Consider the following 19,474-nt stretch of genomic DNA (forward strand, 5'->3'; position numbering starts at 1 on the left):
CATGAGTCAAGAGGATGTCCGGGAGCGCATCGGTTACCTGGTCAAGCAGGTCGATCAGGCGTTCCGCCGGTCCTGCGAGGAGCGGCTACGACCTCTGGGGCTGTCCATATCCCAGTACGCGCTGTTGCGGGCCCTGGCCGACGCCCCCGGAGCGCCGGCCGCCGAGCTCGCCCGCCGTACCTTCGTGACCCGCCAGTCCCTGCGCGACGTGCTCGGCGGCCTCACTTCGGCCGGCCTGGTCTCCGTCGCCGAACGGCCGGACGTCGGTCGCGCGTTGCCGATCACGCTCACCGGCCCCGGCCGAGCCCTGCTGGACCAGGCCGACACGATCGTGCTCGACGTGGAGCGCCGCATGACCACCGGCTTCCCGCCCGAGGAGGTACGGCACCTGGCCGCGCTGCTGTCGGCCTGCGCCAGGAACCTGACCGGACAGCCCCCGGCCGCCGAGCCCGCGGTCAGCGAGGGAAGCTGATCTCCACGCGGCGGTTCTTGGCCCGCCCGGCGGGGTTGTCGGCGCCTTCGGGAGTGGTGTTGGGCGCCACCGGGTCAGCCGCGCCATGGCCCTGCACGGTCAACGTGATCCCGGAACCGGCCAGGAGCTTGGTCAACGCCTGCTGTACGGCCCGGGCGCGGGCCTGGGAGAGCGTCCGGTTGTAGGCGTCAGAGCCCTTGGCGTCGGTGTAGCCGTCCACGCGCACCTGCTTGCCGCGCGCCCTGGTCGTGAGCAGCCTGGCTGTCTCCGCCAGCCGGCTCCTGGCCTTGCCGGTGAGGGTGGCCTTGTCGAAGGCGAACAGCACGTCGGCCGCCACGGTGATCTTGTCACGGGCGCCGCGGGTCTCCTGGATCAGCGACTCGTCCAGGTTGGATGTGCGTTCCCCGATGTCCAGGACGTCGGCGGTGATGCCCCGCACCTCGCCGTTCAGGTCCAGGACCGGCGCGGTGGCGGGAGGAGCGGTGTTGACGGGCACCTGGACGGGCGGGCGGGGCGTCGGCGTGAGCAGCGCCACCGCGAGCAGGAGGTCAGGAAAGGGGGACATCGGCCAGCGTCCCGGCATGGGGGATGTGGACGTCCAGGGACTTCACGCCCTCCGGAGGGGCGGCGAAGGTCGCGGAGAAGACCGCCGTGTCCCCCGGGTTGAGGGACAGGTCCTTGGTCCGGCTGCACACGCAACCGCCCGCGCTGTCCAGCGCGACAAGGTGCTTCTTGGCGTTGACCGTGTCGATCAGGTAGACGCCGTCGATGGTGGGGTTCGCCTGCGGGACGGCGGAGAAGGCGTTGTGCACCAGCCAGCCGTCGCCCGCCGTCAGGGCGAGGGTGAAGGTGAGGTTCACGAACCGGTCCCGTCGTACCAGCTGGACCACGTCGATACGGAATCGCCTGCCTTCCACGCTGCCCTCCCGGCCGGCCAGCACCCGATCGGGCGGGGCGGAGGCGGACGCCGGCGCCACCGGCGCGGTCGAGGACATGGGACGTTCGCCCGACGAGGCCGGGGTGGACGAGGCAGGGCCGAACTGGCACCCCGATAACACCATGGCCAGCGTGGCACCGGAAATCAGCAAGCGGCTCTTCATGGACCCGGGAGTCTACACATACCCGACATCTGCCCCCATGGAATGCGGAAGGGGCGTGGCACAGCGGCAGACCGCGCCGGGCGGCGTCTCCGTGTCGTGCGTACGCCTTCCGGAAGCGTCACTTTTTGGCCGCGTTTACGATGTTTCAAAGGTACGTGGATACGAAAAAGGTCTTGGTTTCCTGGCGTTCGTGAATACGTGCCGACGTCCGTCTCCGCAGGAGGGGCCTCACTGAGACCAATAGCTACGACGGGCGGCGCAGATGGTCATCGAGCACGCCGGGCTGACCGCAGCCGGGCGCGCTTCCAGATCACACAGATGGGGTGATCCGCCCAGGTCATCGTGATAGGGCGCCCGGCTCTCGAATCCGGAACCTACGGATCGAAGTGAAGAGCTTTATTACGTCGCTCTGCCGTGATGTGCCGCCCCGGAAATACCCATGCCTGTCGGCCGATCGCTCTTCCTTTGACGGCCTCTCCGTCGTTCGGTATTTCCAGGCCCGATACCGATGATTCGAAGACAGGATTTCGGATGGATGTTGTCGGCGTCAGCATCTCCTCTTCGGCCGGTGAGCGAAGCAGGAGTCCCCAGAAAAAGCGGGTCAGCTCTGGTCGGATTCTGCTCTGCCGACGATGGCTGACCCAGTTCTCGGGAAGCAACACTCGTTCCCCGACCTTGAGGGCTGGTCGTCCACGCCACCGATAGGCGTACTCGCCGACCTCGACGACCTGATCGCCGTTGATCTCGTAGTCGTTCGGGTCAGGCGCAGATGGCCGGCGGGCCACCGGCAAGGCCTGCCAGGGGTGGGCGCTTCGGCGCCGGTCATGCCCTGGAGGAGTGCGTCTCCACGGCCACCCTGGTGAAGGCGAGGGCCTTGGCGGAGACGCTCGCCGTACGCCAGATCAGCGCGTACTCGAACGGCCCGACGTCGTGGAACGGGACGTAGACCAGGTTGGGCCGTGGGTAGTAGCGGGCGCCCTGGGCGGCGGCAATCGTGACGCCCTCACCCGCCGCGACGAGGGCGAGCAGTTCCTGCCAGTACTTCGTGGTGGTCGAGTGATGGATGGGCCGCCCGGCCGGCGTGCGATCAGGCAGGTGCGCGAACGCGCTCGATCGCATGTGCCTGACCGCGAGGATCTCCCCTCCGCACTAGGCCTCACCAGGCCAGACATCCCCACGGGGCGGCTTCGCGCTGCCCTGATGCGTCCCGGAAGAGGAAAAGATGACACCTCGCGACCCTCTGGAAGCCCCCGACCCTCGGAGATGGCTGGCGCTGACCCTCTTGGTGGCGTCCTTCTTCATGGTCATCGTCGACTCCCAGATCGTCATGCTGGCCCTGCCCTCCATCGAGACCGAGCTCGGCTTCTCCCCGGGCGGCGTCCAGTGGGTGATGAGCGCGTACCTGCTGAGCTTCGGCGGCCTGCTGATGTTCGGCGGGCGCACCGCCGACCTGCTCGGCGGACGCCGGATGTTCCTGTTCGGCACCGCCCTGTTCGGCCTCGCCTCAGTGCTGTGCGGCCTGGCCTGGAACGACTCGGTGCTGATCACCGCCAGGATCGTCCAGGGCGTCGCCGCCGCGATCATGACGCCGACCGCGATGGCGGTGCTCATGCACACCTTCGCCGAAGGGCCCGAGCGCAACAAGGCGCTGGGCATCTGGACCGGCGTCGGCGCCTTCGGCGCGACCGCGGCGCTGCTCATCGGCGGCCCGATCACCGACGGGCTCGGCTGGGAGTGGATCTTCTACATCAACGTCCCGGTCGTCGCGGCGGTCCTGGTCTTCGGCCCCCGTCTGCTCAAGGCGACACCGGTCCGGGAGGGCCGCCGCCGCTTCGACCCGGCGGGCGCGGTGACGATCACCGCCGCCATCGTCCTGCTGGTCTACGCCGTCTCCGAGGCGCCTCTGGCCGGCTGGGGCAGCGGCCGGACCATCGGCATGCTCGTCGGCGCCGCCGTACTGCTCGTGATCTTCACCGTGATCGAGGACCGGTCGCAGGCCCCGCTGGTGCCGCTGCGGATCTTCCGCTCGCCGACCGTGGTCGGCGGCAACGTCCTGATGCTCATCGTCGCCATGACGGTGTACGGAGGGGCGCTCATCACCTCGCTCTACGCCCAGCAGGTCCTCGGCTACAGCGCGGTGAAGTTCGGGCTCAGCACCGCCATCTACGCGGTCATGTCGATCATCGGCGCGAACGTCAGCGCCCGACTGGTCGCCAAGGTCGGCTACAAGCCCATCGCGATCGCGGGCATGACGCTGCTGGCCGGCGGCCTGCTGCTGCTGACCCGGATCGACCCCGACGGCGGCTACTGGAGCGACCTGTTCTTCGGCCTGGTCGTCTTCGGCTCCGGCATCGGCAGCACCAACGTCGCCGCCTCCATCGCCTCGCTCACCGGCGCCAAGCCCGAGGAGTCCGGCCTGGTCTCCGGCAGCAACAACGCCGTCTTCCAGATCGGAGCCGCGCTCGGCATCGCGATCGCCTCGTCGGTCGCCTTCGCCGCCACGACCGGCGCCGGCCCCGAGGGCCTGAACGACGGATTCCGGGCGGCCTTCCTGGCCACCGCGATCTTCGCGCTGGCCGGGCTCGCGACGGCGCTGCTCCTGCTGCTGCACCGGGACAAGAAGACGTCCCCGCAGGGCGCCGGCAAGCACGCGGTGTCTGCTCACCACTGACCCGATCACCACACATCACCGAGGAACACGCAATGACAGACGACAAGGTCACCGTCATCGGGCTGGGCTCGATGGGTACGGCCATCGCCGAGGCGTTCATCAGGGCAGGGCGCCCCACGACGGTGTGGAACCGTACGCCGCACAAGGCCGCACGCCTGGCCGCCAAGGGCGCGATCCACGCGGAGACGATCGAGGACGCCGTGGCCGCGAGCCCGCTGATCGTCACCTGCCTGACCACGTACGAAGACACCCGCCAGGCCCTGCAGCCGGTCGCCGCCGCCCTGCCGGGGCGCACCCTGGTCACCGGCCAGGGGCAGCTGCCTGCCGCGCCGCCGGGTCTGGGGTGATACAGCCGGCTTTCGCGGACCGGATCTGGAGTAGGCCGCGTCCCGGGCTTCGGGGCGCGGCCTCCGTTCCAGCCAGGCGACTATCCCAGGTCACGGCGGCGAAGCGCGGTCATTCCCGCAGCCGTGAGGGCGGCCGCGACCGCGATCAGCGCGATCAACGGCGTCGCTGTGAACTCCGCCACCGGCAGCCCGGGGGTCTGCGCGTACGGCGAGACCCGCAGCAGCGACGGATCGGCGTGCAGCAGTTCGACCGCGAACTCCAGCAGGAAACACAGCCCGAGCACCGTATAGGCCCCGATCGCGGCGATTCCCGGGAACAGGCCGTACAGCAGCGTCGCGACGGCGGCCAGCACCAGCACCGACGGTAGCCGCGTCAGGCTCGCGGCCAGCATCCGGGCGATCTCCCCGCCAGGATCTCCCGTGGACAGCCCGTAGACCAGGCCCATCCCGATGCCGAGCCCGGCGAGCACGACAGCCGAGCCCGCGGCGACGAGCGCCAGATGGCCGCCCGCCCAGCGCAGCCTGCCGACGGGGCCGGTCAGGACGGCGTCTGCGCGGCTGGAGGATTCCTCCGCGCGCAGGCGCAGGGTCGCCTGGATCGCGTAGATCGTGATGACCTGGCTCATCAGGTAGATCACGAAGGCGAAGAAGCCGTCGACGGGACGGCCGTCGCTTCCGAGCCGAACGATCATGCCCTGGAGAGCTTCGCTGGCATTCAGCTGCTGGGCGGAGCTCAGCGCCGCGCCGCCGAGCCCGGCGCCGAACGCGGTGAACGCCAGGGCCCAGGCCAGCAGCGTGCCCCGCTGCAGCCGCCACGCCAGCGCGAACGAGGTGCGCAGGCCAGGCGCCGCGACCGCGGGTCCGAGCCTGGGCGGCAGGATCCCCGCCGCCAGGTCCCGGCGCGCCGACATCTGGTAGGCGGCGGTCACCAGCACCACGAGCAGGCCGACGACGGGCAGGAGCGGCCAGTAGTGATCCCCTGCGAAGGGGTGCATGCGCTGGGTCCAGCCGAACGGCGACAGCCAGGCCAGCCCGGGACTCGACTGGAGGTCGGCGACCGCGCGCACCGCGTACAGGGCGCCCATCACCGTGGCGGTGAGGCCGGCGGCCGTACGGGAGCTTTCGGTCAGCTGGGCCACCAGGCCGGCGAGCGCGGCGAAGACCCAGCCGGCGGCGCCGACCGACAGGCCCATCACCAGCGAGCCCCCGGCGGGCATTCCCTGCGCGGCGAGGCCCAGCGCGATGAGCAGGGCCGTGACCAGGTTGGCGGCGAACGCCACGACCAGCGCGGCCGTCAGCGCCGCGTGCCTGCCGACCGCGGTCGAGCCGAGCAGCTCGCTACGGCCGGCCTCCTCCTCCCCGCGGGTGCTCCGGATCACCAGGAAGAGGCTCGCCAGCGAGATCAGCAGGGCGGCCTGCCCGCGGACGCGCCATGCCGCGAGCCCGGCGGGGGAGGAGTCGTAGATCGGGCCGATCATCATGAGCTGCGTCGGATCGCCGTTGGTGGTGTGCAGAAAGGCCTGGCGCGCCTCCTCGGTGGGATACGCGCCCGCGACCGAGCCGGCCACGCCGAGCACGAGCAGCGTCACGAGCCCATACCAGAGGGGCAGCCGCACCCGGTCCCGTCGCAGGATGAGCCGGATCATTCCACCGGTGCCGGTGAGGGTGTTCATCGCTGGGCCGCCGCGTGCCTACCGGCCAGGTCGCTCTCGTAGTGGCGCAGGAACATCTCCTCCAGAGTCGGCGGCTGGCTGACCAGGCTACGCACGCCTACCCGCACGAGCTCGCGCAGCAGCGGGTCCAGCGCGTCGCCGTCGACCTGGCAGCTGAGCCGGTTGCCCTGCGTCCGCAGGTCGTGCACGCCCGCCGTCCCGGCGAGCCGGGGAAGAGGGCCGTCGAGTTCGGCCGTGATCGAGGTCCTGGTGAGGTGGCGGAGCTCGGCGAGCGTTCCTGTCTCGACGGTACGGCCGTTGCGGATGATGCTCACCCGGTCACACAGCGCCTCGACCTCGGCCAGGATGTGGCTGGACAGCAGCACCGTGCGGCCCTTGCTGCGTTCTTCCTGGACGCATTCCTGGAAGACCGCCTCCATCAGCGGGTCCAGCCCGGACGTGGGCTCGTCCAGGATGAGCAGTTCGGCGTCCGAGGACAGCGCCGCGACCAGCGCGACCTTCTGTCGGTTGCCCTTGGAGTAGGCCCTTCCCTTCTTGCGTGGGTCGAGTTCGAAGGCTTCGAGCAGCTCGGCGCGGCGCTGGGGATCGAGGCCGCCCCGCATCCGGCCGAGCAGGTCGATCGCCTCGCCGCCGGACAAGGTCGGCCACAAGGTGACGTCGCCGGGCACGTAGGCCAGGCGCCGGTGCAGGGTGGTCGCGTCGCGCCACGGGTCGCCGTCCAGCAGCCGGGCCGTGCCCGAGTCCTGGCGCAGCAGGCCGAGCAGGATCCGGATGGTCGTGGACTTGCCGGCGCCGTTCGGGCCGAGGAAGCCGTGCACCTCACCGGCGCGGACCGACAGGTCCAGGCCGTCGAGCGCCCGCGTCCGCCCGAAGGTCTTGACCAGACCGGACACGGAGATCATGTTTGACATACTTTGAACAATACAGCGATTTCACGAAATACGTGAAGTGTCAGTATTCTGTAGTCTGTGGCCATCGATTGAGAGGTGTGCATGACCGACGAGGCGCGACGGTTCCTTGAGCGGTTCGCAGTGATCATGTCTGAGGTCGGCTATCCACGGATGGCGGCGCGCGTGCTTGCCGCGCTCCTCATCGCCGACGACGGACGGCTCACCGCCGCCGAGCTGGCCGATCTTCTCCAGGTGGGACCATCGGCGGTTTCGGGGGCGGTGAAGTACCTGGCGCGCGTCGGGATGGTCACCAGGGAAAGGGAGCTAGGGGAGCGACGCGACCATTACCGCGTCGATCCGACAGCCTGGTACAGGGCGGCGGCGTCGAGCGACGAGGTGTTCCGCCGCTTCGAAGAGGGAGCGAGCGACGGGGTGGAGGCGCTCGGCTTGGACACGCCCGCGGGACAACGCATGGACGAGACCCGGCGCTTCTTCGCCTTCCTGCGCCACGAAGTCCCCCAGCTCATCCACAAGTGGGACGAACTGAACGCAGGCATCCGACCCTCGTAACAACCCTGGCGGGGCCATGGGGAGGGCTGGTCAGCGGAGAACCAGGTCTGGCTCACTGAGGGCTGGCCGCCTTGCTTGACGTACCAGCGCTCCCAGCAGCAAGCCCGCCAAGAGATTCCGCCAGCTTGCGATCGGAGAGGTCCGCGATGGTGCCGAGGTAAGCACGCGTGGCCTGCGTCACCTGCTCGGTCGCCACCCCGTCCGCGCCCAGCACCCGCACGCCCGCGTCGGCCATCAGCGCCGCCAGCCGGTCGTCCGGCGTCCGCTGATCCTCCGGCAGCGCGGCCTGCAGCGTCAGGAATCCGTAGACGGTCGAGCTGACGAGCAGGTACGGCTCGCCCTCGGCCAGATCCGTGCGTACAGCGCCCAGCTCGGCCAGCCGGCCCAGGTAGACCCGGAATGCCTCGCCCAGCTCCAGCGCGCTGGTACTGCGCTGCTTCTGCCGCGCCAGCTTCCCCAGCACCGCACCGCCGGAAAGCAGGATCGCCCTCATCAACGGGCGGCCCAGCACTCCCGCGGCCAGCTGGCTGAGCAGGTCGCGCAGGGTTTGGGGGTCGCTGCGCCGTACCTCGACGAGCATGCGGACGCGTTCGCGGCGCAGCAGCGCGGAGAACAACTCATCACGCGACTTCCAGTGCAGGTAAAGGGTGCCCTTGGCGACGCCTGCCCGCCCCGCGACGTCCTCGAGCGTGGTCTTGTCGTAGCCCCAGCGCAGGATCAGCTCGGCGGCGGCGTCCAGAATCCGGTGCGCGCGCTCGAGCTGTCGCGCCGGATCCTGCAGCGGCCGCCCTCGCACCTCTTCACCTCATTTGTTTGACTAGATAAGGGTATGGCGTCATTCAATTGACTCGCCAGTCCCTTCAGGAAGACCGCGCAGCAGGTGAGAGCGTGCAGGCCGTCATCCCAGTCACGCAGGAGCGGCCCGTGCACGAGCAGCAGCCCATCCTGACCTCCGCACGAGCGGGCCATCCGCGCGCAACGCCTCTCGATCGGCTCGTCCCAGAGCTGGAACCGTGCGGCCGCCGGTGCGGCTGCACGACCTGCGGCACGGCGCCGCCTCCACGGCGTTGGCTGCGCACGTGGACCGGTGTCCTCGTCGCGGAGGGCCAGGGCGTGCGGGTCGCGGAGGAGGTCGACGGCTTGGTCGTATTCGCGGGGTTTCTTGGTGCCGATGGAGGTCTCCACCCGGTTCCACGCGGCTTCGAGGTCTTGGGCTAGCCGGTTCAGGTGGAGTTCCCTGATTGTACGGTCGTCTGGACATCTGGCACTTCGTCCGCCACAAGGAGCCTCTTCTGAGTGGGCTTGGCGATCTCATGGATGGAGGAGGCTTGTCGATGGGAAACAAGGGCGTCGCCGGCAGCCGGCCCCCTGGGCCCGTTTCCCCCTTCGCCGCAGGGGTAGGGATGTCGCGGGTCAGGATCTGATCGCACTGCGGTTGTCGTCGCTCTCGCAAGTCACGCTGATCGCGCCATCGAAGGGACCATGATGTCCAAGGCGCCGTCGACTGTCCCCTCGCCCGTGCCGACCGTCGCGGCCCCTCCGTCGTCTGATGTCCCGACCTCTGTCGACATGTTGCGACGAGGGGGCGGGCGTGCGCCGCGTTCAGATGGCAGCTCCCTCGGACGGCCGCCGGCCGCCCCCGGTGACCGGCGATGAGTAGGCGTGACCGGTGAGCGGGACGTTCGGGCCGCCGCCGGAATGCCGAGACCCGTTGCTGACCTGGGCACTGAGTACGTCCGGGCCGGGTGGTGCGGCCACGTACGATCAGAGCGCATTGCGGAAGGGCGTGAGCGCCCATGCCACCCAGCAGGGGCTGTCGTCGGCTCGGCGGGAAGATTTTGAACTGGCGGTGCACGAAGGTGTGGCCAACGTGTTCGATCACGGTGGTGGATCCGGGCGGGTCCGCCTGTGGCAGGCCGATGGCCTGCTGTGCTGCGAGATCAGCGATCATGGCCCCGGGATCCCGGCCCGCCACTACCAGCAGCGGGCATCGATGCCTGCCCGCGACCGTGACCACGGCCGCGGGCTGTGGCTGATGGCCGAGCTCAGCGACTCGCTCACGGTGACCACCGGCCCGGCCGGCACGACCGTCGTCATCGTCGTCCGTCTGCGGGACTGACTTTCCCGCCACCGAACGCGTGATCAGAGTGTGGGGTCCTCGCGGGCGGGCTGTCGGGTCCGGCCGCCTTCGTTGTCCCAACCGGCCAGGCGCTGCTCCTCCTCGGCGGCGGTGTCGGCGGGACCGTCGTGGTCTGCGGCGGTGAGGATGTCGCCGGAGCGGGTACGGCCTCGGCATCGGGTGGCCAGGTCGAGTGCCTTCTCGGCGGCTGCGGGTGTGGTGTCGGGTGGGATGACGAGCAGGTTGATGTGTTCGATCCCCGGGATGATGAGGTTGATCAGGTGGGGGTCGATGGTGCGGAACCAGCCCACTCTGACCTGGCGGCCGGGGGCGGCGATGCGATGCGGGATGTTGTGCCAGGTGTCGACGTGCAGGCCGACGCGCAGGACCCGTTGCTCCAGCCGCTGGTCGATGGCGGCGATCAGTGCGGGCAGTTCAGCGCCGGCGTCGTAGCCGGCGGGCCACCACGCGCCGTCCACCGCGCCTCGACGTGCGAGGTCGGGATCGAGGCTGAGCCGCACCTCCTCGGAGCCGGTCATGGGGAGGGCTCGCGGCGTCGTGCGGCCAGGCGCGCCGGGGTCGGCCAGCGTACGTCGCGGGCCCAGCCGAGCCGCTCCAGCAGTCGGATCAGCCGGGCGGAGAGGTCGATCTGGCCGGGCAGCACGCCGTGGCGGGCGCAGGTGGGGTCGGCGTGGTGGCCGTTGTGCCAGCTCTCGCCGAATGACAGGAGAGCTAGTGGCCAGAAGTTCGCGGCCCGGTCTCCGGCGCGGGTCATCAGCGGCCGTTCGCCGAAGACGTGGCAGATGGAGTTGATCGACCAGGTGACGTGGTGCAGCAGCGCGATCCGTACCAGAGCGCCCCAGAAGAATGCGGTCAGCGCGCCACGCCAGGTGCCGGTGACCAGCAGGCCGATCGCGGGCGGCAGCAGCAGCGAGGCTGCCACCAGCGGTCCGAACAACCGGTCCACCCGGCCGATGCCGGCGTCGTTGAGCAGGTCCTTGGCGAAACGTTTCCGATTGGTGAGGTCACGCCCGAACATCCAGCCGACATGCGCGAACAGCAGCCCCTTGGCCAGGCCGCGCACGCTGCTGCCGTAACGCCAGGGCGAGTGCGGGTCGCCGTCACGGTCGGCGAAGGCGTGATGGCGCCGGTGGTCGGCCACCCACTGGATGACCGAGCCTTGCACCGCCAGGGACCCGGCTACGGCCAGACCGATCCGCAGCCACCGCTCCGCCTTGAACGCGCCATGGGTGAGATGGCGGTGAAAGCCCACCGTGACGCCGAGCCCGGTCAGGACGTAAGCCGAGGCGGCTATCGCCACGTCGGTCCAGCTCAGCCCCCACCCCCAGGCCACCGGCACGGCGGCGGCCAGCGCCGCGAACGGCACCAGCACGAACACCCACAACGCGACCATCGCCGCGACCGGTTTACGGCCGCCGATGAGCGGTGCCGCGCCGGCCCGCTCGATGACACCTGTTCCTGGCGAAGCCATGCCGACTTCCTCCCCCGAACGGCAGCGTCCTTTCTCCCCTTGGACAGCAATTCACCTGCCCACACGCACGGAAGCCACTCCCGTGTCGATGCCAAGCTTCGGACGGGCGGGGACATCCCACCGCCAACGGATCGGGCGCGCCCGTCCCGCATGAGGCCGCCACGGCCCGGACACCACCCGCGCCCGCCTCCGAGCCCGTCAATCCTTCTGTTCGGGTTCCTTCCCGGGAGGCACCGCCTTCGCCGGCGGTTCCGGGGCCGCTCCTGCCGGGAGGGCGAGCGGGTCGTCCTTGAAGAGTTCGGGCACGGCCCGGTAGAGGATGGCGGTGATCGGCACGGCCACGACCGCGCCCGCGATCCCGGCCAGGATGCCGCCGACGGCCAGCACGATGATGATCGCCAGTGGGTGGAAGTGCAGCACCCGGCCGACGATCAGCGGCTGGAGCACGTGGTTCTCCAGTTGCTGCTCGACGATCAGGATGCCGACGAAGATCAGCGCGTAGATCGGGCCCTTCGCGCCGAGCGTGACCAGCGTCGCGACCGCGCCGGCGAAGAGGATGCCGACGATCGGGACGAAGCTGGCCAGGAAGATCAGTACGGCCAGTGCCGCCCACAGCGGTACTCCCATGACGGCCAGCACCACACCCATGAGCACGCCGTGCACCGCGGCCACCGCCACCGTGCCCTGCACGTAGTGCGACAGCGTGGTCCAGGCGGTCCGCCCGGCCCGGTCGACCCGCGGCGCCATCCGGCCGAACCCCTTGAGGAACCAGGACCAGATCTGGTCACCGTCTTTGAGCAGGAAGAACGTCACGAACAGCAGGAGCACGATCGAGGCCAGCGCCTCCACCACCACCACGGTCCCCGCCAGAACCGTCGAGGTGATCTGCTGCTGCCGCTCGGTGACCAGCTTGGCGATCTCGTCCACCCAGCCGCTGAGCTGAACGGGCTTCACGTGCAGAGGGCCGGTGTAGAGCCAGCCCTCCACCGTCTTGGCCGTCTGCCTGACCTGTGTCAGCAGGCCGGGGAACTCCTCATTTGCCCGCACGCCGATGATCCAGCCCGTCCCGCCCAGCACGGCGAGCGCGACGAGCATGGTGACCCAGGTGGCGTAGATCGCGCGCAGACCCGACTCGCGCAGCCGCCGGGTGAGCGGGAAGAGCAGCGCGGTCAGCAACAGGGCGACCGCCACCGGGAGGGCGACGATGCGCATCGTCGCCACGAAACCGAGCACGTAGTTGGCCACGATGCCGATGACGATCAGGCACGCGCACCACGCGGCCATCCTCGCCAAGGTCGCAGGCACCAACCGCAACAGGCGCTCCTGAGGTGAGTCCACGCACGGGAAACTTCCCCACCGGTCGGAAATAGGCGCACTTCCCGACTTCGGTAAAGGAAAGTTGAAGCAGAGAATTTGCGTCACGGGCCCGGCGGCCTGCGTGGTGCCGGCCTGGCTTGCGGTGAGCACCGCGGGGGTGAACGCGGTTCGCCGATCACTGCCGTGTCCGGGCCAGCGCGTCCTGTGCCTGCGCCAGAGTGGAGTGGGTGGGAAATATGCGCCCCAGCAGGCCGGTCCTGCGGAGCAGTTGCTCACATGTACCGTGCAGGCCGATCAAGACCAGCGCGCCGCCGTCATGGTCGACCTGCCTCCATGCCCGGACCAGGCTGCTCAGTCCGGAGGAGTCGCAGAACTCCACCCCGGACATGTCCATGATCACTAACGGTGGGTTCTGCTGCCGGCACACCTTGACCACTTCGTGTTCCAGGTGCGTGGCAGTGTTCAGATCCAGCGCGCCGTGGACGGCCACCACCTGGCCCGGAGGCGCCGCGCGCACGCTGAGCCGCAAGGGCGGCGGGTCGTTCGACATCGGTTGCGAAGGCATCGACGCCTCCTCTCGGGGGCCCTCTGCCCCGCGCCCGCTCTCTGATGTGTCGCGACGCCCGTCCTGTCACCGGCGCGGTTCGGTACGGCCGGTCGTCATGGCTTCTCCTCGGCAGTGGGTACGCGCAGGAGCAGCAGGGCGGTGTCGTCGCTGTGGTGGTCCCCGGCATACTCGCTCAGGGCGGTCGCGATGCGCTCCAGCGTCTGCTCGGCGTTCAAGCCGTCGTTCAGCCGGCCGGCACAGCGGGCCAGGCGCAGGCGTCCGGGTTCGGTCAGCGGCGCGTTACGGCATGAGGGCCCTTCTGGTCGGCGTGTAGATGTCGCAATCCACACCGAACCGAAGGCCCTCACCCCTTTAGAAGATCATTTTTCGCGTGTCGCCTCGTACCTGACCTCTGTGGTCAGTACAGCTAGTGGTCGCTGATCAGGGCGTTCAAGGCGGCTGCCTTGTCCGCTTCGGTCGGCAGGCCGTAGCGGCGGGTGGTGTCCAACGAGCCGTGGCCGAGGAGGTCGGCGACCAGGACGGGGTCTGTGCCGTGGCGGATGAGCTGGGTGGCGAAGGTGTGGCGCAGGACGTGCGAGCTGAAGGGCTCGGTGGGGTCCTCGCCCAGACCGACGGCGTCGCCGAGGCCGGTGATGATGTCGCGGGCTGCGCGGTCGCTCAGGCGACCGCCGCGCTGGTTGAGGAACAGCGCGGGGTGGGTGCCGGCTCCCTTCCAGCCGGCGCGGGTTGCCAGCCAGTCGGTCAGGGCCTGGCGCAGGTCGGGGTGGACGGGCAGCAGGCGGATCTTGCCACTGTCGCGGCCCTGTCCGCGGATGCGTAGTTCGCCCGTGCGGGCTGAGAGGCGCACGTCGGCCAGGTCGAGGCCGACGACTTCGGAGATGCGCAGTCCGGCGTAGTAGGGCAGCAGGGCGACGGCTTTGTCGCGCGGGGAGGCGGTGAGCTGGACGTGGCGGACGTAGCGGCGGGCGCGCCGGGCGTCCAGGACTCGGGGGGCGGTGCGCCGGGAGTCGCGTTCGCGCTGGGGCTGGGGCTTGCCGAGGCCGCGGCGGGCGTAGAAGTCGTCGATGGCCGACAGGTAGGCGTCGATGGTGTTGGGAGCGCGGCGGCCGTCCTTGAGGTGGCGGCGGAAGTCGCGTACCGCGCCGGCGGCCGCGACCGCATCGGTGAGCGGATCGCCGTCCAGGGCGTCGGCGTCGGCTTGGACGGCCAGCCAGTCCAGGTAGCCGCGCAGCCGGGAGGTGTACTTGGTCTTGGTGGAGTCGGCCAGCGGGGCGCGCTCAAGTGCGGCGGTGTAGTCGGCCAGGACGGCGGCATAGGGAGCGGGGAGCGGGACGGCCCGCGACCGCCGCGGGTTTCCGGAAGCGACTCCGGCCGGCTCCGTGATTCCCGAGGGCGAGTTTCCGGAAGTCATCCACAGAGTCTACTTCCGGAATTATGTGATTCCGGAAGTAGGAGGTAGACTGAAGGTACCGAGGACTTCTCGAGCGTTGGCACTCAGGTCTGCGTCGCCCCCGGCGAACCACCACAGGCCCCTTCGGAGGGGCCCGGATAGGTCAGCGACCATGACGCCGACACTTCTTTCTCAGCCCGCACCGCTCAGCCCCACTTCGTCTGCGATGCCTCGGGTCGATTCCGCGCTTCGGCTCAGTCTCCACCCGGTGCCGAATCGTCGATCGGTGGTGGATGGGGCCTGGTGGCCCTACTCCAGTGACACCGCCGCGGAGTTGCCCGGTCTCATCTCCGCCGTCGACCGACTGCTTGATCGGGTCACGCTCCGCGTCGGCGTGCATTGCGATGCGTGGCAGAACATCCCGCGCCGCATCCCGGCCCGCGGTCGGCAGGTCCGCGTCGGCTGGTTCCGCCACACCGACCCGCGCATGATCACTCTCAGCTTCGCGTCCGGCGAGCCGGTCGTCCTGCTGATCATCCCGTCAGGAACCGCCGCGGGCGTCGCCGAGGCCGTGCTCAAGCTCACCGCCCAGGACACCGCCGGCTTGACGGCCGACGCCATTCTCACTCTGGCGCACCTGCCGGCGGGCCCCGGTCCGCGTGCGTCGGCCGGCTCAGCCCGCTGGGAGAACGAGGGCGGGTCGGTCAACGGGCACAAGGCGGCCTCGTTCACGGCACGGCCGATCCTGGCGTGACCCGCGTGCCGCCTGCCGGCCGGATTGAGCGGTCCAGGCATCGCCCGTTGTCCGGCGGCGGGCCGATCTCCGGCCGGCAGGCATCTCATCGCGTTCCAGCCTCTCCACAGGAGACTTCCATGACCGTCATCGACACCGCCCCACTCGGCGAGGCGAGCGCCTCGGCGCAGACCCTCGTGCACCTGGCGGGGGACATCGACATCTTCACCACGGCTCAGCTGCGCAGGCGGCTGATCGACGCTCTCGCCCACAGCACCGGCCTGCTCGTCGTGGACCTGTCCCAGGTGACCTTCTGCGGCGCCGGCGGGCTGGGCGTGCTGGTCGGCGCTCAAGGCCGGGCCCGGTCACGGGGCATCACGCTCGCCCTGACCGGCGTTCCGCCGCGTATGGCCCGGTTGCTGCACATCACCGGCCTGGGCCACCGATTCCCGATCATCGCATGACCGGCATACCACTCACCTTCGAGCTCACCCCGACCGGCTATGACGGCAGTTCGCCGTTCCCTCGGCCTGCGACACCGGCGCGGGCCGGTATCACCCCGGTGACACTGACCGCCGCAATCGTGATCGCGCCGTTCCTCGCGCTGGGCGCCGGCATCTGGCTGGCGTGGGGAGTCGGTGTCAGCCTCACCGACCTGCTCCTGGCCGTCGTCTTCTACGTCGTGACCGGGCTGGGGGTGACGGTCGGCTTCCACCGCCTGCTGACCCACCGCTCCTTCACCGCCCGTCCGTGGCTCCGCGCCGTCCTGGCCGTGGCCGGGTCGATGAGCTTCCAGGGCAACCTGATCGACTGGGTGGCCGTCCACCGCCGCCACCACGCCTTCACCGACCGGCCCGGCGACCCGCACTCCCCCTACCGGTACGGCACCGGTCTCGGCGGACGACTGCGCGGCCTGGCCCACGCCCACCTGGGCCGGCTGTTCTCCAGCGAACCCACCTCGGCCACGACGTATGCTCCCGATCTGCTGCGCAACGACCCGGCCATGCTGCGGATCTCCCGCGCCTACCCCGCCTTGTGCGCCGCCTCCCTCCTCCTGCCGTTCGCGGCGGGCTGGGCGATCAGCGGCAGCCTCTACGGCGGGCTGACCGCGTTCATCTGGGCCGGCCTGATCCGTATCGCCCTGCTGCAGCACGTGACCTGGAGCGTCAACTCCCTGTGCCACATGATCGGTGAGCGGCCGCACAAAGCCCGCCGTCATGACCGCGCCACCGACCTGTGGTCGCTGGCCCTGCTGTCCTTCGGAGAAAGCTGGCACAACGGCCACCACAGTGAGCCCAGTTGCGCCCGGCACGGCCGCAGCGGCCGCCAGATCGATCCCTCAGCCGCACTCATCAGCCTGTTCGAACGCCTGAACTGGGCCAGCGATGTGCACTGGCAACCCCCCGACGTCCTCGGCCACCATCGCACGGTGGCCGGCAAGCACACGCTGCGCACCAGCACCCCGCGCCAGGGCTGAACCAAGAGGCGTTAGCCCTGGTCAGCACGTTGAGGGAGAAGCTCGTACAGCTGGGAAGAAGAACTAGGGCATGGGAAGGACCTCCAGGGAAGGCATCGCGGTGACCGGTGATGGCGAGCAGCTGCTGGGCGGCTTGCTGAGCGCCAGCCAACTCTCCTCGCTGGAGGATCTGCCAGCCCTGGTCGCCGAGTACGGACGGTCGGCGGGCTTCTCCCAGACCATGATCTACGTAGCCGACCTGCAGCAGCAGGTATTGGTCCCGCTGACCGGGCAGCGTGACGTGTTCGGCGAACCGCTCGAACCGATCCGGATCGACGCCACCCTCGCAGGACGCGCCTTCCGCAACATGGAGATCGTCGAGGCCCGGCACGTGCTGGACCCCGCCGCGCCCGAGACCGCGCCGACGTCGCCGGCGGGCGACGGGCCGCAGCGCCTGTGGGTGCCGTTGCTGAACGACACCGAGAGGGTCGGCGTCCTGGGAGTGACCGTGGCGCAGGGGTCGGAGAGCATGGGGTTGCTGGCCGGCCGGCTGGCCTCGCTCGTCTCGCTGCTGGTGATCAGCAAACGCCCGCACAGCGACTCCTATGCGCGCCTGGTACGCGCTCGGCCGATGACGCTGTCGGCCGAGGTGTTGTGGAACCTGCTCCCACCGCGCGCATTCGCCGATGACAACGTGGTGGTCAGCGCCGCGCTGGAACCCGCCTACGAGGTGGGCGGCGACGCCTACGACTACGCGATCGACAGCGGCACACTGCGCGTGTCGATCTTCGACGCGATGGGACACGACACCGCGGCCGGCCTGACCGCCACCATCGCCATGGGGGCCGGTCGCACCAGCCGCCGCCAAGGCAAGGACCTGCCCGCGACGAGCGAGGCGATCGACGCGTCGATCGACGAGCAGTTCATCGACCGCTTCGCCACAGGCGTCCTGGCCGATCTGGACCTGCGGACCGGTTGGCTGAGCTGGGTCAACCGAGGGCACCATCCGCCCTTGGTGATCCGCAAAAGCCAGCAGGTCGCGACCCTGGACAGCGTGCCCGATCCGCCGATGGGCATCTGCCTGAGCCTGTCCACCGGATTGCTGCGCTACCAGTTGGAACCCGGGGACCGGCTGCTCTTCTACACCGACGGCGTCATCGAGGCTGAGAGCCCGGACGGGCAACCCTTCGGGCTGGAGCGCTTCATCGACTTCATCGTCCGTCACGAGGCCGACGGCACGTCCGCCCCGGAAACACTCCGCCGGCTGATCCACAGCATCCTGCAGCACCAGCACGGCCGGCTCCAAGACGACGCCACCGTGCTGATGGTCGAGTGGCGCACCGGGCGGCAACAGCAACTCGTCCTGGGAAAGATCGCGGTGCCGGGACCGTAGGACGCAACAGCATGGGCGCCGAGCCGGGCGCATGCCGACGATCAGGTGGCCAGGTCGACATCGGTGAGGCCGACGTCCTTCAGGAGCGGGTCGTACGGATCGCGCCGGCGGTGCAGGCCGTCGGCGGCCTACCAGAGTCACATGCCGCCGCCCGAGCAAGCCATCTGGTCACCAGTCTGTCCGTGCCCGCCTGAAGCCTCTAGAAGCGAAAGTGCTGGATGGCGGTGCCCTTGCGGGAGATGGAGGTGCTCCAGGCCGTCAGGAAGCTGGCCAGGCGGGTCGTCCACGGGTAGTCGGCGACCTCGGGCTCGCGGCCCAGCAGGATCTCGCGTACCAGCTTCAGGCGGGGTTCCAGGCGCTCGATGTCCTGCGGGGTGTCGAAGCCGGGAGACCTCAGGAAGGGGACGACGGACTGGGTGCCGGCGTACTTCCTGGCCGCCCAGACGTGGAACCTCGTGTAGCCGTTGAAGCAGATCTCGCCTGCGGGGAAGTGGCGGATGAGTCGGTCGAGGAGGGTGGCCAGTTCCTCCTTGGACAGGAACCCGATCAGGCCGTCGGCGACGATCACGGCGGGGCGGTCGGCGGGGATTTCGCTGATCCATCGGGGGTCGTTGAGGTCGGAGCCGATGGTGTGGAGGTGGGGACGCTCGGGGAGCAGTAATTGCCTGGCCTTGGCCACGCCGGGCAGGTCGACGTCGTACCACTCGACGGTGGTGGGCGGGTCGACGCGGTAGACGCGGGGGTCGAGTCCGGCGCCCAGGTCGAGCCCGACGGCGTCGGGGTTCCTGCCGATGAACTGCCGAACGATGTTGTCCATGACCAGGGAGCGGTGGGCGATGCCCACGACGGGGCTGGCGGAGAGCTTGAACTGCCCGGCGTCGTAGTCGAGTTTCCTGACGATGTCGTAGGCGGTCTTGTCGCCCAGGATCGGGTGTTTGGCCTGGTAGTCGAGCGCTTTGCCCGCCAGGGTGAGCCAAAGGGTGTTCTCCAGCGGCGTGAGGTCGGGGAGGGTGATGGCCATCGTGTCAGTCCCTTTTCTGTGGTGACTCGTCCAGGGCGGCCCGGGCTGCCTTCAGCGCGGTGTCGTCGGTGAACAGCCCGTGGGTGTAGAGCTCCAGCGTGGGCAGCGCGAGGCGGCGCAGCACGTCGGGCCCGAACTGCTCGTGGCCCAGTGCCCGCGCCAGGGGTGGCGGCATGGTCAGCGTGGCCACGCTGTTGAGCACGGTCAGCACCGCCAGCGCCCGCACGTCGGAGGACGGCCGCATCGAGCCGTCGGCGATCCC

Annotated in this window: 23 protein-coding genes and 1 pseudogene; 9 read left to right on the top strand and 15 right to left on the bottom strand. The window is 69.7% G+C overall.

Annotated features, from left to right (window positions below; translation table 11 throughout):
• Window position 1 precedes the first annotated feature (1 nt).
• Window positions 2–472 carry a MarR family transcriptional regulator gene (locus AB0J71_RS34535; RefSeq protein ID WP_352321782.1) on the top strand — a complete coding sequence of 157 codons (471 nt, stop codon included), beginning with the start codon at window positions 2–4 and terminating at the stop codon, window positions 470–472.
• Here AB0J71_RS34535 and AB0J71_RS34540 read toward each other — a convergent pair.
• The 4 genes from AB0J71_RS34540 to AB0J71_RS34555 all read right to left on the bottom strand — a co-directional run bounded on the left by AB0J71_RS34540 (window position 456) and on the right by AB0J71_RS34555 (window position 2,691).
• The gene (locus AB0J71_RS34540) at window positions 456–1,037 is read right to left on the bottom strand and encodes an OmpA family protein (RefSeq protein ID WP_352321783.1); all 582 of its coding nucleotides are present in this window, start codon (window positions 1,035–1,037) and stop codon (window positions 456–458) included. The genes AB0J71_RS34535 and AB0J71_RS34540 overlap by 17 nt on opposite strands.
• A complete protein-coding gene (locus tag AB0J71_RS34545) occupies window positions 1,021–1,560 on the bottom strand; it encodes a hypothetical protein (protein WP_364418097.1) in 540 nt (179 codons plus the stop codon). Before AB0J71_RS34545 ends, AB0J71_RS34540 begins: the two co-directional genes overlap by 17 nt.
• Before the next feature lie 386 nt (window positions 1,561–1,946).
• Window positions 1,947–2,363 carry a hypothetical protein gene (locus AB0J71_RS34550; RefSeq protein ID WP_364418099.1) on the bottom strand — a complete coding sequence of 139 codons (417 nt, stop codon included), beginning with the start codon at window positions 2,361–2,363 and terminating at the stop codon, window positions 1,947–1,949.
• A gap of 31 nt (window positions 2,364–2,394) precedes the next feature.
• Window positions 2,395–2,691, bottom strand: coding sequence for a LysR substrate-binding domain-containing protein (locus AB0J71_RS34555; protein ID WP_352321788.1), 297 nt, complete (start codon window positions 2,689–2,691; stop codon window positions 2,395–2,397).
• A gap of 103 nt (window positions 2,692–2,794) precedes the next feature.
• Here AB0J71_RS34555 and AB0J71_RS34560 point away from each other — a divergent pair, with 103 nt between their 5' ends.
• Complete coding sequence (locus AB0J71_RS34560; protein ID WP_364418101.1) at window positions 2,795–4,243, top strand: MFS transporter; 1,449 nt, start codon at window positions 2,795–2,797, stop codon at window positions 4,241–4,243.
• A gap of 14 nt (window positions 4,244–4,257) precedes the next feature.
• The gene (locus tag AB0J71_RS34565) at window positions 4,258–4,590 is read left to right on the top strand and encodes an NAD(P)-binding domain-containing protein (protein ID WP_352321846.1); all 333 of its coding nucleotides are present in this window, start codon (window positions 4,258–4,260) and stop codon (window positions 4,588–4,590) included.
• An 80-nt stretch (window positions 4,591–4,670) separates the two neighbouring features.
• Here the strand turns inward: AB0J71_RS34565 and AB0J71_RS34570 are convergent, their stop codons facing one another.
• A complete protein-coding gene (locus AB0J71_RS34570) occupies window positions 4,671–6,263 on the bottom strand; it encodes a hypothetical protein (RefSeq protein ID WP_364418103.1) in 1,593 nt (530 codons plus the stop codon).
• Window positions 6,260–7,174 (bottom strand): ABC transporter ATP-binding protein, encoded by a 915-nt coding sequence (locus tag AB0J71_RS34575; protein ID WP_352321794.1) that lies wholly within the window; start codon window positions 7,172–7,174, stop codon window positions 6,260–6,262. Before AB0J71_RS34575 ends, AB0J71_RS34570 begins: the two co-directional genes overlap by 4 nt.
• Window positions 7,175–7,255: 81 nt before the next feature.
• Between AB0J71_RS34575 and AB0J71_RS34580 the strand changes: the two genes are divergently transcribed.
• Window positions 7,256–7,723, top strand: coding sequence for a MarR family transcriptional regulator (locus AB0J71_RS34580; RefSeq protein ID WP_352321796.1), 468 nt, complete (start codon window positions 7,256–7,258; stop codon window positions 7,721–7,723).
• A gap of 52 nt (window positions 7,724–7,775) precedes the next feature.
• Here the strand turns inward: AB0J71_RS34580 and AB0J71_RS34585 are convergent, their stop codons facing one another.
• Entirely contained in the window at window positions 7,776–8,519 is a 744-nt protein-coding gene (locus AB0J71_RS34585) for a helix-turn-helix domain-containing protein (protein WP_352321798.1), read from the bottom strand.
• An 873-nt stretch (window positions 8,520–9,392) separates the two neighbouring features.
• Between AB0J71_RS34585 and AB0J71_RS34590 the strand changes: the two genes are divergently transcribed.
• Entirely contained in the window at window positions 9,393–9,842 is a 450-nt protein-coding gene (locus AB0J71_RS34590; protein ID WP_352321800.1) for an ATP-binding protein, read from the top strand.
• A gap of 23 nt (window positions 9,843–9,865) precedes the next feature.
• Here AB0J71_RS34590 and AB0J71_RS34595 read toward each other — a convergent pair whose 3' ends face one another.
• From AB0J71_RS34595 to AB0J71_RS34620, 6 genes are all read right to left on the bottom strand, one after another.
• On the bottom strand, window positions 9,866–10,381 hold the full coding sequence (locus AB0J71_RS34595) for a DUF5994 family protein (RefSeq protein WP_352321802.1): 516 nt from the start codon (window positions 10,379–10,381) through the stop codon (window positions 9,866–9,868).
• Window positions 10,378–11,256 (bottom strand): acyl-CoA desaturase, encoded by an 879-nt coding sequence (locus tag AB0J71_RS34600; RefSeq protein WP_352321848.1) that lies wholly within the window; start codon window positions 11,254–11,256, stop codon window positions 10,378–10,380. The genes AB0J71_RS34595 and AB0J71_RS34600 overlap by 4 nt, the downstream gene beginning before the upstream one ends.
• Before the next feature lie 276 nt (window positions 11,257–11,532).
• On the bottom strand, window positions 11,533–12,618 hold the full coding sequence (locus AB0J71_RS34605; protein WP_352321804.1) for an AI-2E family transporter: 1,086 nt from the start codon (window positions 12,616–12,618) through the stop codon (window positions 11,533–11,535).
• 208 nt (window positions 12,619–12,826) lie between these two features.
• Window positions 12,827–13,216, bottom strand: a complete 390-nt coding sequence (locus AB0J71_RS34610; protein WP_352321806.1) for an STAS domain-containing protein — start codon at window positions 13,214–13,216, stop codon at window positions 12,827–12,829.
• Window positions 13,217–13,311: 95 nt separating this feature from the next.
• Entirely contained in the window at window positions 13,312–13,434 is a 123-nt protein-coding gene (locus AB0J71_RS34615; RefSeq protein ID WP_364418105.1) for a hypothetical protein, read from the bottom strand.
• Between the two features lie 191 nt (window positions 13,435–13,625).
• Window positions 13,626–14,630, bottom strand: a complete 1,005-nt coding sequence (locus AB0J71_RS34620; protein ID WP_352321809.1) for a tyrosine-type recombinase/integrase — start codon at window positions 14,628–14,630, stop codon at window positions 13,626–13,628.
• A gap of 151 nt (window positions 14,631–14,781) precedes the next feature.
• Between AB0J71_RS34620 and AB0J71_RS34625 the strand changes: the two genes are divergently transcribed.
• The 4 genes from AB0J71_RS34625 (at window position 14,782) to AB0J71_RS34640 (ending at window position 18,191) form a co-directional block, all read left to right on the top strand.
• A complete protein-coding gene (locus AB0J71_RS34625) occupies window positions 14,782–15,363 on the top strand; it encodes a DUF5994 family protein (RefSeq protein WP_364418107.1) in 582 nt (193 codons plus the stop codon).
• Between the two features lie 119 nt (window positions 15,364–15,482).
• A complete protein-coding gene (locus tag AB0J71_RS34630; RefSeq protein WP_352321813.1) occupies window positions 15,483–15,806 on the top strand; it encodes an STAS domain-containing protein in 324 nt (107 codons plus the stop codon).
• Window positions 15,803–16,819 carry an acyl-CoA desaturase gene (locus tag AB0J71_RS34635; protein ID WP_364418110.1) on the top strand — a complete coding sequence of 339 codons (1,017 nt, stop codon included), beginning with the start codon at window positions 15,803–15,805 and terminating at the stop codon, window positions 16,817–16,819. The genes AB0J71_RS34630 and AB0J71_RS34635 overlap by 4 nt, the downstream gene beginning before the upstream one ends.
• A gap of 70 nt (window positions 16,820–16,889) precedes the next feature.
• A complete protein-coding gene (locus AB0J71_RS34640) occupies window positions 16,890–18,191 on the top strand; it encodes a PP2C family protein-serine/threonine phosphatase (protein ID WP_352321817.1) in 1,302 nt (433 codons plus the stop codon).
• A gap of 199 nt (window positions 18,192–18,390) precedes the next feature.
• Here AB0J71_RS34640 and AB0J71_RS34645 read toward each other — a convergent pair whose 3' ends face one another.
• Together AB0J71_RS34645 and AB0J71_RS34650 are read right to left on the bottom strand one after the other, a co-directional pair.
• Complete coding sequence (locus tag AB0J71_RS34645) at window positions 18,391–19,212, bottom strand: class I SAM-dependent methyltransferase (RefSeq protein WP_364418113.1); 822 nt, start codon at window positions 19,210–19,212, stop codon at window positions 18,391–18,393.
• A 4-nt stretch (window positions 19,213–19,216) separates the two neighbouring features.
• Window positions 19,217–19,474: pseudogene (locus tag AB0J71_RS34650) on the bottom strand (hypothetical protein); the annotation flags it as partial.

The sequence above is a fragment of the Nonomuraea sp. NPDC049637 genome, from assembly GCF_040675235.1.
GTDB lineage: Bacteria > Actinomycetota > Actinomycetes > Streptosporangiales > Streptosporangiaceae > Nonomuraea.

What these genes read in the sequence shown, in the direction of transcription:
- AB0J71_RS34560 (WP_364418101.1), top strand. Translation starts at nt 2,795, where the DNA reads ATGACACCTCGCGACCCTCTGGAAGCCCCCGACCCTCGGAGATGGCTG.
- AB0J71_RS34570 (WP_364418103.1), bottom strand. Translation starts at nt 6,263, where the DNA reads ATGAACACCCTCACCGGCACCGGTGGAATGATCCGGCTCATCCTGCGA.
- AB0J71_RS34580 (WP_352321796.1), top strand. Translation starts at nt 7,256, where the DNA reads ATGACCGACGAGGCGCGACGGTTCCTTGAGCGGTTCGCAGTGATCATG.
- AB0J71_RS34645 (WP_364418113.1), bottom strand. Translation starts at nt 19,212, where the DNA reads ATGGCCATCACCCTCCCCGACCTCACGCCGCTGGAGAACACCCTTTGG.
- AB0J71_RS34635 (WP_364418110.1), top strand. Translation starts at nt 15,803, where the DNA reads ATGACCGGCATACCACTCACCTTCGAGCTCACCCCGACCGGCTATGAC.
- AB0J71_RS34630 (WP_352321813.1), top strand. Translation starts at nt 15,483, where the DNA reads ATGACCGTCATCGACACCGCCCCACTCGGCGAGGCGAGCGCCTCGGCG.
- AB0J71_RS34640 (WP_352321817.1), top strand. Translation starts at nt 16,890, where the DNA reads ATGGGAAGGACCTCCAGGGAAGGCATCGCGGTGACCGGTGATGGCGAG.
- AB0J71_RS34540 (WP_352321783.1), bottom strand. Translation starts at nt 1,037, where the DNA reads ATGTCCCCCTTTCCTGACCTCCTGCTCGCGGTGGCGCTGCTCACGCCG.
- AB0J71_RS34610 (WP_352321806.1), bottom strand. Translation starts at nt 13,216, where the DNA reads ATGCCTTCGCAACCGATGTCGAACGACCCGCCGCCCTTGCGGCTCAGC.
- AB0J71_RS34620 (WP_352321809.1), bottom strand. Translation starts at nt 14,630, where the DNA reads ATGACTTCCGGAAACTCGCCCTCGGGAATCACGGAGCCGGCCGGAGTC.
- AB0J71_RS34535 (WP_352321782.1), top strand. Translation starts at nt 2, where the DNA reads ATGAGTCAAGAGGATGTCCGGGAGCGCATCGGTTACCTGGTCAAGCAG.
- AB0J71_RS34605 (WP_352321804.1), bottom strand. Translation starts at nt 12,618, where the DNA reads ATGGCCGCGTGGTGCGCGTGCCTGATCGTCATCGGCATCGTGGCCAAC.
- AB0J71_RS34575 (WP_352321794.1), bottom strand. Translation starts at nt 7,174, where the DNA reads ATGTCAAACATGATCTCCGTGTCCGGTCTGGTCAAGACCTTCGGGCGG.
- AB0J71_RS34625 (WP_364418107.1), top strand. Translation starts at nt 14,782, where the DNA reads ATGACGCCGACACTTCTTTCTCAGCCCGCACCGCTCAGCCCCACTTCG.
- AB0J71_RS34600 (WP_352321848.1), bottom strand. Translation starts at nt 11,256, where the DNA reads ATGGTCGCGTTGTGGGTGTTCGTGCTGGTGCCGTTCGCGGCGCTGGCC.
- AB0J71_RS34595 (WP_352321802.1), bottom strand. Translation starts at nt 10,381, where the DNA reads ATGACCGGCTCCGAGGAGGTGCGGCTCAGCCTCGATCCCGACCTCGCA.
- AB0J71_RS34555 (WP_352321788.1), bottom strand. Translation starts at nt 2,691, where the DNA reads ATGCGATCGAGCGCGTTCGCGCACCTGCCTGATCGCACGCCGGCCGGG.